The 11,106-nt window shown below is 63.9% G+C and carries 10 protein-coding genes; 4 read left to right on the forward strand and 6 right to left on the reverse strand.

From position 1 onward, the window contains the following. Positions 1 to 98: 98 nt before the first annotated feature. Complete coding sequence (locus AC1VXC_RS14810; RefSeq protein ID WP_481538326.1) at positions 99 to 548, reverse strand: nuclear transport factor 2 family protein; 450 nt, start codon at positions 546 to 548, stop codon at positions 99 to 101. A 197-nt stretch (positions 549 to 745) separates the two neighbouring features. Here AC1VXC_RS14810 and AC1VXC_RS14815 point away from each other — a divergent pair, with 197 nt between their 5' ends. Continuing rightward, entirely contained in the window at positions 746 to 1,513 is a 768-nt protein-coding gene (locus AC1VXC_RS14815) for a PIN domain-containing protein (RefSeq protein WP_481538325.1), read from the forward strand. Positions 1,514 to 1,668: 155 nt separating this feature from the next. On the opposite strand, the gene AC1VXC_RS14820 is transcribed toward AC1VXC_RS14815, so the two are convergent. From AC1VXC_RS14820 to AC1VXC_RS14840, 5 genes are all read right to left on the reverse strand, one after another. Continuing rightward, positions 1,669 to 3,090 (reverse strand): short-chain fatty acid transporter, encoded by a 1,422-nt coding sequence (locus tag AC1VXC_RS14820; RefSeq protein WP_481538324.1) that lies wholly within the window; start codon positions 3,088 to 3,090, stop codon positions 1,669 to 1,671. Between the two features lie 190 nt (positions 3,091 to 3,280). Beyond that, a complete protein-coding gene (locus AC1VXC_RS14825; RefSeq protein ID WP_313174449.1) occupies positions 3,281 to 3,922 on the reverse strand; it encodes a hydrolase in 642 nt (213 codons plus the stop codon). A gap of 83 nt (positions 3,923 to 4,005) precedes the next feature. Then, positions 4,006 to 4,302: a putative quinol monooxygenase gene (locus tag AC1VXC_RS14830; RefSeq protein ID WP_313174447.1), complete on the reverse strand. Its 297-nt coding sequence runs from the start codon at positions 4,300 to 4,302 to the stop codon at positions 4,006 to 4,008. A 90-nt stretch (positions 4,303 to 4,392) separates the two neighbouring features. After that, a complete protein-coding gene (locus AC1VXC_RS14835; protein WP_481538323.1) occupies positions 4,393 to 5,082 on the reverse strand; it encodes an isochorismatase family protein in 690 nt (229 codons plus the stop codon). A gap of 169 nt (positions 5,083 to 5,251) precedes the next feature. Then, a complete protein-coding gene (locus AC1VXC_RS14840) occupies positions 5,252 to 6,118 on the reverse strand; it encodes a pirin family protein (RefSeq protein ID WP_481538322.1) in 867 nt (288 codons plus the stop codon). Between the two features lie 126 nt (positions 6,119 to 6,244). Here AC1VXC_RS14840 and AC1VXC_RS14845 point away from each other — a divergent pair, with 126 nt between their 5' ends. From AC1VXC_RS14845 to AC1VXC_RS14855, 3 genes are all read left to right on the forward strand, one after another. Further along, the gene (locus AC1VXC_RS14845) at positions 6,245 to 7,150 is read left to right on the forward strand and encodes a LysR family transcriptional regulator (RefSeq protein WP_481538321.1); all 906 of its coding nucleotides are present in this window, start codon (positions 6,245 to 6,247) and stop codon (positions 7,148 to 7,150) included. Between the two features lie 85 nt (positions 7,151 to 7,235). Continuing rightward, entirely contained in the window at positions 7,236 to 8,420 is a 1,185-nt protein-coding gene (locus AC1VXC_RS14850) for an OmpA family protein (protein WP_481538320.1), read from the forward strand. Positions 8,421 to 8,913: 493 nt separating this feature from the next. Next, positions 8,914 to 10,833, forward strand: a complete 1,920-nt coding sequence (locus AC1VXC_RS14855) for a M61 family metallopeptidase (protein WP_481538319.1) — start codon at positions 8,914 to 8,916, stop codon at positions 10,831 to 10,833. Positions 10,834 to 11,106: the final 273 nt, after the last annotated feature.

Below are 11,106 nucleotides of genomic sequence, written 5' to 3' on the forward strand. Positions count from 1 at the left end.
ATACCCGCCGAAGTAGAGCCCCTCTCCCGTTTACGGGGGAGGGGTTGGGGTGGGGGAAGCTCCTCGCTCGTAGACCCCAAAGCCCAAGCCCCCAAGCCTCAACCGCCCCGCACCTTCCGATGCCACAGCGCATTGACGATCACCCAGCGCCCGTCAAACCGTCCCATCTGCAGGTGATCGATGAACCACGGGCTCTCCAGCCGCACCGTGGCGATGTCCTCGTCCACCTGCAGCACGGTCACCGAGCGCTGCCATTGCTCGCGCGGCGTCTTCAGCGCGCCCTCTCGGGTGAAGCGGATCAGCTCATCCGAGCTCATCCGGCCCAGGCCCAGGGTTTCATTGGGATTGGCAACCACATTGCGCTTGGCCAGATCCGGATGCAGCGCCCGCGTCACCCGTGCGACATCGCCTTCCAGCTGCCCGTCCATATAGTCGTAGGCAGTGGTCTCGATGGCCTGCAGGGTGGCTGCATCGGTTGGCGCCGCCGCGACGTTGCCGGCGACACAAAGCACTCCCACAACAAACACGCGTAGTGCGGCTGACAGCATGGTCGGTTCCTGACGGGTGGTGGCTGCGGAAGCGTGGCAGTTACTGGTGGGGATGCAATGGGCTGGAGGTCATTTGCCGCTCTGCTGACGTTGCGTCGGAAGCGACGAACTGAATGTGTTCAGTTCAAGGGTATGGTTTGGCAAACGGGGAATGCTGGGCGAAGATCCGAAATGGGGCAGCTGGGGAATTGCAGGGAATGCAGATTGAAACTATTGCGACGCTGGTCCCGGTGGAGAACCGGCGCATCAACTACGTGTTGGTCGATCACGAGAACGTCCAACCGACCGATCTGAATCTGCTTGATCGTGAAGATGTCCGTCTCTGGGTATTCGTTGGTGCCGCGCAGACCAAACTGTCGTCGGAGCTGGCAATCCAGATGCAGGTCATGCGCGAGCGCGCCGACTATGTCCGGATATCTGGCAATGGTTCCAATGCCTTGGATTTCCATATCGCCTTCCATATCGGTCAGTTGGCGGCAGTCGACCCTCGTGGGTTCTTCCACATCATCTCCAAGGACACCGGATTCGATCCTCTGGTGCAGCACCTGAAGACGAAGAAGATCCTTGCCTGCCGTTCGGCAGCGGTTGGTGACATGCCGCTATTCAAGCCCGTACTTGCTGACAAGCCTATGGTGTCTGCGTCAAAGGCAGCTGAAAAAGCGAGCGCGAAGAAAGTGACGGTTGTAGTTGAAAAAGCTTCACCCCCCGCCAAGAAGCCTGCGGTTGCCGTGGCCAAGAAGGCTGTACAGGCGAAGGCGATGACAGCGGCAGAAAAGCTCGCTCGAATGAAGGCGCTGTTGGCCAAGATGACAAGTGGTAAGCCTGGAACTCTGGCGGCGTTGAAGAAACACATCGCGTCCAATTTTCAGAATCAGATCAATACTCAAGAGGTTGATGCGCTGATCGCGGGTCTGAAGAAGGCGGGCACATTGAAGGTTGATGGCACCAAGGTGATATTCAGTTGACTTCGGCGCTGTGGTTACATTGTTGAAGCGCCTGTGCGGTTGTCGCTTTGATTGCTTGGAAAGCCCCTGCCGAGCATGGCTCGACACTACAGGACGCAAAAAGCAGAACGCCACGCAATGCGTGGCGTTCTGCGTTCAATCGTAGCGGCAAACCGTCAAGGCATTACGGGTGGCGTGTACGCCAGCGTCGCACCCAGCGCCCACAACAGCAGCAGCACCAGCGGGGTATGCACCAGCAGCTGCACGAAGGTGAAGCCGATCAGGTCGCGGGCCTTCAGGCCGAGCACGCCGAGCAGCGGCAACATATAGAACGGGTTGATCAGGTTGGGCAGGGCTTCGGCGGCGTTGTAGATCTGCACCGACCAGCCGAGGTGGTAATGCAATTCATTGGCCACCTGCATCACGTACGGGGCTTCGATGATCCACTTGCCGCCACCGGAGGGGATGAAGAAGCCCAGCACCGCCGAGTAGCTACCCATCAGCAGCGCATAGGTGTCGTGGCTGGCGATCTGGGTGAAGAAGGTGGAGATGATATGGGCCACGCTATGGCCTTCGCTGCCGTTGACCGTGGTCATGATGGCGGCGATGGAGCCGTACAGCGGGAACTGGATCAGTACGCCGGTGGTGGACGGGACGGCGCGCGAGACCGCATCGAGGAAGCTGCGCGGGCGCCAGTGCAGCAGCGCGCCAGCCATCAGGAACAGCAGGTTGTAGGTGTTCAGGCCGGAGATCGCCTGGATCGCCGGCTTGGTGCTGAATTCGTGGATCAACCAGCCCGCGGCCAGCGCCACCAGCAGCAGGATCAGCAGCGGGCTGTGCTCCAGCCACTCGCCGGGGCGGGTGGGCTTGGCCTTGGCCGGGGCGGCATCGGCGCTGACATCCACGCCGCAGTCGGCGGCATCGCGCGCCGAGTTGGCGGCAGGTGCGGTGACGTAGGCAATGATCAGCGATACCACCACCAACGCGGCCAGCAGTACGCCGGACTGCCACAGGAAGATGGTTTCGGTGAACGGGATGACGCCGGTGATCGACAGGATCGACGGCGGCAGGCTGGCCGGGTTGGCCTGCAGCTGCGCGGCCGAGGAGGAAAGGCCCAGGGCCCATACCGCACCGAGGCCAAGATACGCCGCCGCGCCAGCAGCGCGGTAATCCATCTTCAGCTCGCTGCGGCGGGCCAGGGCGCGTACCAGCAGGCCGGCAAACACCAGGCTCAGGCCCCAGTTCAACAACGATGCGGTCATCGACACGATGGCGACCAGTGCCACCGCGCTGCGGCCGTTCTTCGGCACGCGGGCCAACCGATCTATCAAGCGCGAGGCCGGGCCGGAAGACGCAACCACATAACCGCCGATCACCACGAAGGCCATCTGCATGGTGAAGGGAATCAGGCTCCAGAAGCCGTCACCGAACGCCTTGGCGGTGTCGGTAGGCGCGGCGCCGATGGACAGCGCGGCCAGCGAGACAGCGGCCAGGGCGAGGGCGGCGAACACCCAGGAGTCGGGGAACCAGCGTTCGGCAAAATTCGCACAGCGGATCGCAAAGCGCGCCGAGGCGGTGTCTTGGGTGGTGGGCTGCATGGGGCGGATACCGTGGGGAAGCAACCCGGGGACGGTAACGCGCCAGCGACGATGCGCGGAACTGGACCTTCGGATAGTGCCCGCGTATTCATGCACGAGAGCCAGGGCCGGCACGATGCCCGTTGATTTCCCGAGTGCAGCCACCGTTCTCCCTCTTCGTTTGCCGGAGAGGGAGAGCGGCACTATCTGCTTACTCGGCAGCGTCGTAGGAGAACTGGATACCCGCGGTACCACCGGTGCTGATGAACAACTCCATGAACTGCTTGGCGGTGTCGGCGCGGCTCCAGTCGCGCTGCAGTTCGCAGAACAGCTGCGGCACGCTGATCATCTTGCCGCCGGCCTGCTCGATGCGGCGCAAGGCCGCATCGTGCGCGGCCAGCGAGGTGCCGCCCACGGCATCCACCGGTACATACACCTCATAGCCTTCGCGCAGTGCGTCCAGCGCCGGGAAGGTGAGGCAGGCCTCGGTCCACAGTGCGGTCATGATCAGCTTCTTGCGGCCGGTGGCTTCCACGGCCTTGCGGAACTCCACGTCTTCCCAGGAGTTGATGGTGGTGCGGTCGTAGGTGGGCTCGTCTTTCAGCACGCGACGCAGCTGCGGGATCGGCGGGTGGTTCAGGCCGGTCTTCACGTTGACCGTGGAGTGCACGATCGGCAGGCCGTAGACCTTGCCGGCCTTGGCCACGCCGACGATGTTGTTGACCAGCAGCTGGCGATCCATCGAGGCGATGGAGTTCACCTGTACCGGCTGGTAGTCGATGACGATCAGTGCCGAGTTTTCCGGGGTCAGCAGGTCGTCGCGCTGGGGGTCACGCTTGGTTTCACTGGTCATGGCGGGGTTCCTTTCTGGGGTGCTGAAGGCGCAGCACGCGCTTGGGCATCGCGCCGTGTATGGCGGCGGGATAAACGGGGGACTTAGTTGACGAGGTCCATGAAGTACGCCGCTTCCGTGCGCTCGACGGCGTCGGCGTGGTGCGCTTCGAAGTACTTGATGTGCGGGCCGTGGTGATGGTGTTTCTCGCGCAGCTCGTGGCTGGCCCAGTGCTCGACGAAGATGAAGCGGCGTGGGTCCGCCTGGTCGCGATACAGGTCATAGCGCAGCGCGCCTTCTTCCTTGCGCGATGCTTCGACGACGACCTTCAGTGCATCGTGCAGCTGTTGCTCGCGGCCCTGTTTGGCGTAAAGAACGACATTGATGAATAGCTCGGACATGGGGCGTCTCCGGCAATACCTGCTGTTGCACGTTCAATGGCGATGCTGGCTCCGCCTTGCGGCTGCTGCGGAGCCAGTTCGCGATAGGGCTCAGCTGCGCTGTGAATCCAGCTGCTCGTGGTTGGTCACCACTTCCTGTGCCTTGCTGTAGCTCTCGATCAGCAACTGGTAGTTGGGGAAGATGTTGGTGTACGCCTGCGCCCATTCGGCGGCGTCTTCGCGGTTCCAGGTCTTCTGCAGTTCAGAGGCGACCGCAGCCACATCGATGACCACGACGCCGGCCTGCATCATCCGCGCCAGGGTGATTTCCTGCGCCTGCTTGGAATAGGTGCCGGAGGCATCAATCACCGCGAACACCTGGTAGCCGTCGGCCACTGCGGCAATCGACGGGAACGCCATGCACACGCTGGTGATGGTGCCGGCGATGATCAGCTGCTTCTTGCCGGTGTCCTTCACTGCCTGCACGAAGTCCGGGTTGTCCCAGGCATTGATCTCGCCCTTGCGCGCCACGTATTTCGCATGCGGCGCGTTCTGGTGGATCTCCGGAATCAGCGGGCCGTTCGGGCCCTGCGGCACCGAGGCGGTGGTGATCACCGGGATCTTCGCCAGCGAGGCCAGCGTGGCCAACGTCGAGGCCAGCCGCCGCAAGGTGGTGAACGGCATGTCGTGCACGGTCTGGAACAGGCCGCTCTGGTGATCGATCAACAGCATTGCGACGTTGTTGGGATCGATGACGGGTTTTGCGCCGTTGAAGTTGGCAACGTGAGGGAAGGTATACATGGCGAGACTCTCTTGGTCTGGATGGCATCGCACCGGGCTGAGTGCCGTGGTGCGGGGAAGAGATGACCGGGGTGGGCCCTGTCATTGGCGACTACGCTGTTGTTTGCTTGGCACTGACTTCGTTCGCCCTCACCCCAACCCCTCTCCCATGGGGAGAGGGGCTTGAGCATTACGCAGCGATCTGGCCGAAGCGGCCGGAGTTGAAGTCATCCATCGCCTGACGGATTTCTTCCTGGGTGTTCATCACGAACGGGCCGTAGCCGGCGATGGGTTCGTCGATGGGCTCACCGGCCAGTACCAACACGGTGGCGTCGGCATTGGCCTCCAGCTGCACTTCGCCGGCCTGGCGGTCAAACAGCACCAGCTGGCCTTCGCGGGCAACCTGGTTGCCGTTGAGCAGCACGGTGCCATGCAGGATCACCATTGCCACGGTGTGGCCTTCGGCGAACTGCAGCGTGGTGTGCTTGTCACGCGACAGCCGCAGGTCCCACACGTCCATCGGCGTATGCGTGCGGGCCGGGCCACGCTGACCGCCGAATTCACCGGCAATCACCCGCACCGTGCCGGCGTCATCGGCCAGCGGCACCACCGGAATATCGGCGTTGCTGATGTTCTGGTAGCCGGGCGCGGCCATCTTGTCCTTGGCCGGCAGGTTGACCCACAGTTGCACCATCTCCAGCTTGCCACCGCGCTGGGTGAAGGCTTCGGAGTGGAACTCCTCGTGCAGGATGCCGGAGGCAGCGGTCATCCACTGCACGTCGCCCGGGCCGATCTCGCCACCGGCGCCGGTGGAATCGCGGTGTGCCACTTCGCCGTCGTAGACGATGGTGACGGTCTCGAAGCCACGGTGCGGGTGCTGGCCGACGCCACGCGGGGTCTGGGCCGGCGTGAACTCGGCCGGGCCGGCATGGTCCAGCAGCAGGAAAGGGCTGAGCTGGCGGCCGTGGGTGTTGTACGAGAACAACGAACGGACCGGGAAGCCATCACCCACCCAGTGCGGGCGGGGGGCGCTGTAGAGGCCACTGATCTTCTTCATCTGTCTGCTCCTTGTGCGGCGCCGGGAGGGCGCCTGCGATGGGGCAAAGATTAGGATTGGGACGATCACGCCGGTAGACGGCAAAAAGTGGTCTCATAGTCCTATCTGGTGAACGCTGGGGCAGTGATGCAGGACCTGAACGACCTTTACTACTACGCCAAGGTGGTGGAACACGGCGGCTTTGCTCCGGCCGGGCGCGCGCTGGGTGAGCCCAAGTCCAAGCTGAGCCGGCGTATCGCCCTGCTGGAGGAGCGGCTGGGCGTGCGTCTGATCCAGCGTTCCACCCGCCACTTCTCGGTCACCGAGGTCGGCCAGACCTTCTACGCGCACTGCCGCGCCATGCTGGTGGAGGCGGAAGCTGCGGCCGAGTCGATCGAACTGACCCGCTCGCAGCCACGCGGCGTGGTGCGGGTGAGCTGCCCGACCATGCTGCTGGATTTCCGGGTGGCGGCGATGGTGGCCGATTTCATGGCGCGCTGCCCGGACGTGGAGGTGCACCTGGACGCCACCAACCGCCGCGTCGATGTCATCGCCGAAGGCGTGGACGTGGCCATCCGCGTGCGTCCGCCGCCGCTGGAAGACAGCGAGCTGGTGCTCAAGGTATTGGCCGAGCGCACCCAGTGCCTGGTGGCCGCACCGTCGCTGCTGGAAACACATGGGCATTCGCATGGCCCGGCGGATCTGCATCTATTGCCGAGCGTGGCGCTTGGCGTGCCACAGGCCGAGCACGTCTGGCGCTTGATTGGTCCAGGCGGCGCAACGGCGGAAGTGCCGCATCATCCGCGCCTGGTCACCCGCGGCATGGTGGCGCTGCGTGAGGCGGCATTGGCCGGTGTGGGCGTGGCGCAGCTGCCGACGATGATCGTGCGCGATGCCTTGGATACCGGGCAACTGCTGAATGTCGCCCCGGACTGGGCACCGCCGAAGGAGATCATCCACGCGGTATTCCCATCGCGGCGTGGCCTGTTGCCCTCGGTACGACTGTTCATCGACCACCTTGCCACCTCGTTCGCGGCGCTGGACGAATCCTGAGCATGCGTTGCCAAGCGTGCGGCGGTCACGGAAATTGAACAAGGTGTTGGCAAAAATGCGGGTTTCGCACAAAGGGAGTTGCTGCATGCGTGTTGCTGTCGTGTCACTGGCTTGTCTCAGTGTTCTTGTCGCCGCCTGCGGGCGCGATGCACCTGCCGATCAACCTGCTGCTGCAACGCCGGAGGCTGCGCCTGCGGCGACCGCTGCCGCAACGGCCCCCAACGCGGAAGTGCTGACTGCAGGCAGCATCGAATTCCCGGTGATCCCGACCATCATGGTGCCCAGCATCGTTGGCAGCGGCCCGGCGCAGAAGCGACTTGAGCAATCGATGCAGTCGCTGATCGATCCGGTCGCCGGCATCAGTGTGCGCCCGGCCAACTGCACCACCGATGGTGGGCTGGTCAATGAAAGCGGCTTCACCAATGTTGACGCGCAGGGCAACCTGGAGCGCGTCGGCGGCCACGGTGTGTTCAACATCGGTGCCGATGGCAGTGGCCAGGCGGTAACCGGCGACGGCGTGGTGGAAGTGAAGCCCGATGGCAGCGGCAGCGTCGTCAACGATGCCGGTACCTTCGAGGTGAATGCCGATGGTTCCGGCAGTTATGTCGGTGCCCACGGCAATATCGAACTGGACGGCAAGGGTGCCGGCAGCTGGGTGGGAAGTTTCGGCACCATCGAGAACCACGGTGATGGCTCGGGCAGCTGGGTGGGTGGCGATGGCAACATCGAGATCAACGCCGATGGCTCTGGCAAGTGGATTGGTGGCCCTGAAGGCATCGTTGAAAATCGGGGCGATGGCACCGGTACCGTGGGCGCCGTACCGCGCGAAGTGAAGATGGCACCGTTGCCGCCGCTGCCGCCGGCCGGCAAGTTCCCGCTGCTGGACAAGTTCAAGCCCTCCGGTGCGCCCTGCGGCTATGTCATCACCCTCAATGACAAGGTGCTGTTCGATTTCGACAAGGACGTGATCCGTCCGGATGCCGGCAAGGTGCTGGATGTGCTGGCGACGGCGCTGGGCAAGGTGCCATCCAGCGCGATGGAAATCCGCGGCCATACCGATGCCAAGGGCAGCGACGACTACAACCAGGACCTGTCCGAACGTCGCGCCCAGGCGGTGCTTGCGGCATTGCGCCAGCGGGGCAGCGCGACCGACGCGGCTGCACGCGGTTACGGTGAATCGCAGCCGGTGGCGCCAAATGAGATCAATGGCAAGGACAACCCCAGCGGCAGGCAGCTCAATCGGCGCGTGGAGATTTTTGTCCGCACCTAAGCCTGGGGTCTGTTTGTAGGAGCGGCGTAAGCCGCGAAGCCACTGTTGCTTCCGAAGCAGCGGATAGCCAAATCCAACCCAGCCAACAGCAATCGCCACGCATGCCAGACCAGCAGGCATTCGTGGCTTCGCGGCCTGCGCTGCGCCTACAGATCGGGGCTGGCCGGTGTTTTTTTTTGGTGCATGGAGCCCCTGCCGAGCATGGCTCGGCACTACACCCCCTCCCTTTGGCCGCAGGCCAAGGGGAGGGCTGGGGAGGGGTGCTTTTGACGTTGGCTTGGAAAGCTTCTGCCGAGCATGGCTCGGCACTACACCCCTCCCTTTGGCCGCAGGCCAAGGGGAGGGCTGGGGAGGGGTGCTTTTGAAGTTGGCTTGGAAAGCCTCTGTCGAGCATGGCTCGGCACTACCGGTGATGTGTTGATGACCATCGGCCCGTGTCATGCACCACAGGCTTGTCGCATGATGGCCCTCTCAGACAAGCGAGAGGTTGGTGATGCATGTGTTCCGTCCTGCAGTACTGGGGCTGGCCCTGATGGCCGCCATGGGCTTGGCCAACGCGGCGCCGGATGTGCCGGACGTGGATGCACGCGGGGTCAAGATCAGCGAGGCCGCGTACCCCGGCACCATCCGCCTGGAGGTGGATGCCACCGACCTGGGCCAGCGCGTGTTCAAGGTGCGCCAGACCGTGCCGGTGCAGGCCGGCCTGCAACGCTTCCACTACCCGGCCTGGTTGCCGGGCAACCATTCGCCCACCGGCCAGATCGAAAAGCTGGCCGGGCTGGTGATCAGCGGCAACGGCCAGCGCCTGGACTGGGTGCGCGATCCGCTCGACGTCTACACCTTCAACGTGCAGGTGCCCGAAGGCGTGAGCGAGCTGCGCATGGACTTCCAGTTCCTCAGCCCCACCGACTCGGCGCAGGGCCGCACGGTGATGACGCCGAACATGCTCAACCTGCAGTGGAACGCGATGCTGCTATACCCGGCCGGGCACGCCGCGCACGCCATCACCTACCAGGCCAGTGCGCGCTACCCGCAGGGTTGGGAAGCGGCCAGCGCCCTGAGCGTGGCCAGCCGCAACGGTGACACCGTCAACTACGCGCCGACCAACCTGGAAATCCTGGTGGATTCGCCGGTGTTTGCCGGCCGCTACCACCGCATGTTCGACCTGGCGCCGGCCGGCACCCGGCCGGTGCGGCTGAACGTGTTTGCCGACCGCGCCAAGGATCTGGAGGCCAAGCCCGAGCACATCGAGCAGCACCGCGCGCTGGTGACGCAGGCCCGCAAGCTGTTCGGTGCCGAGCATTACGACCACTACGACTTCCTGTTCGCGGTGACCAACCAGCTCGGTGGCATCGGCCTGGAGCATCAGCGTTCCAGCGAGAACAGCGAAGATCGCGATTACTTCAGCGGCTGGGACGCCAAGGTCGGCAGCAGCGACCTGCTCGGCCATGAGTACACACATTCCTGGGATGGCAAATACCGTCGTCCGGCTGACCTGGCCACGCTCAACTACAACGTGCCGATGCAGGGCAGCCTGCTGTGGGTGTACGAAGGCCAGACCCAGTACTGGGGCAATGTGCTGACCGCGCGTGCCGGCATCCGTCCGCAGGAGGCCTCGCGCGATGCCCTGGCGATGGTGGCGGCCACTTACGCCGACAACCGTCCGGGCCTGGAATGGCGCTCGCTGGGTGACACCACCAACGACCCTGTGATCGCCCGCCGCAAGCCCAAGCCCTACCGCGGCTACCAGATGAGCGAGGACTATTACCAGGGCGGGCAGATGCTGTGGCTGGAGGCCGACGTGCGCCTGCGCACGCTCAGTGGCGGCAAGCGCAGCCTGGACGATTTCGCCAAGGCCTTCTTCGGCCAGAACGACGGCCAATGGGAGCGCCCGGACACCTATACCTTCGAGGACGTTGCCGCGACGCTGGAGCAGGTGCAGCCCACCGGCGACTGGTCGCAGTTCCTGCGTGAGCGCGTGGACCATCGCGCCGGCCTGGTCGGTGGCATCGAAGCCGCAGGCTGGAAGCTGGTGTACAAGGACAAGCCCAGTGCCTATTTCAAGGCGATGATGAAGGGCCGCGGTGCCAACTTCATCTACTCGCTGGGTGTGGCGTTGAGCCCGGCCGGCTACGTCAATGAAGTGCGTTGGGACAGTGCCGCATTCAACGCCGGTGTTGGCACCGGCATGCAGGTGCTGGCGGTGAATGACCTGCAGTACAGCGCCGACGAGCTTGAAGAAGCCGTGCGTGCGGCCAAGGACAGCAAGCAGCCGGTGCGCCTGCTGGTCAAGGAGATGGACGTGTACCGCACACTGAGCATCGACTACCACGGCGGGCTGCGCTACCCGTCGCTGGAACGCATCGAAGGCAAAGCGGACTACCTGACCCCCATCCTCACCGCCCGCAAATAAGGCACCGTAGTGCCGAGCCATGCTCGGCATGGGGGGCACTGTAGTGCCGAGCCATGCTCGGCAAGGGGGCTTTACCGCAAAACCAAAGGCCCCCCTCATCCGCCCCTTCGGGGCACCTTCTCCCGCAAGCGGGAGAAGGGAAAAAGCAAAACCCAAAGCCAAAGCCAAAGCCAAAGCCAAATCCAAAGCCAAAGCCAAAGCCAAAGCCAAAGCCAAAGCACCCCTCCCCAACCCTCCCCTGCGCTCCGCGCAAGGGAGGGGGTAGAAGCAACA

It is taken from the genome of Stenotrophomonas sp. STEN033 (assembly GCF_056856655.1).

Excerpts from the sequence above, each read along its gene's own strand:
- AC1VXC_RS14810 (WP_481538326.1), bottom strand. The coding sequence starts at position 548 with ATGCTGTCAGCCGCACTACGCGTGTTTGTTGTGGGAGTGCTTTGTGTC.
- AC1VXC_RS14815 (WP_481538325.1), top strand. The coding sequence starts at position 746 with ATGCAGATTGAAACTATTGCGACGCTGGTCCCGGTGGAGAACCGGCGC.
- AC1VXC_RS14820 (WP_481538324.1), bottom strand. The coding sequence starts at position 3,090 with ATGCAGCCCACCACCCAAGACACCGCCTCGGCGCGCTTTGCGATCCGC.
- AC1VXC_RS14825 (WP_313174449.1), bottom strand. The coding sequence starts at position 3,922 with ATGACCAGTGAAACCAAGCGTGACCCCCAGCGCGACGACCTGCTGACC.
- AC1VXC_RS14830 (WP_313174447.1), bottom strand. The coding sequence starts at position 4,302 with ATGTCCGAGCTATTCATCAATGTCGTTCTTTACGCCAAACAGGGCCGC.
- AC1VXC_RS14835 (WP_481538323.1), bottom strand. The coding sequence starts at position 5,082 with ATGTATACCTTCCCTCACGTTGCCAACTTCAACGGCGCAAAACCCGTC.
- AC1VXC_RS14840 (WP_481538322.1), bottom strand. The coding sequence starts at position 6,118 with ATGAAGAAGATCAGTGGCCTCTACAGCGCCCCCCGCCCGCACTGGGTG.
- AC1VXC_RS14845 (WP_481538321.1), top strand. The coding sequence starts at position 6,245 with ATGCAGGACCTGAACGACCTTTACTACTACGCCAAGGTGGTGGAACAC.
- AC1VXC_RS14850 (WP_481538320.1), top strand. The coding sequence starts at position 7,236 with ATGCGTGTTGCTGTCGTGTCACTGGCTTGTCTCAGTGTTCTTGTCGCC.
- AC1VXC_RS14855 (WP_481538319.1), top strand. The coding sequence starts at position 8,914 with ATGCATGTGTTCCGTCCTGCAGTACTGGGGCTGGCCCTGATGGCCGCC.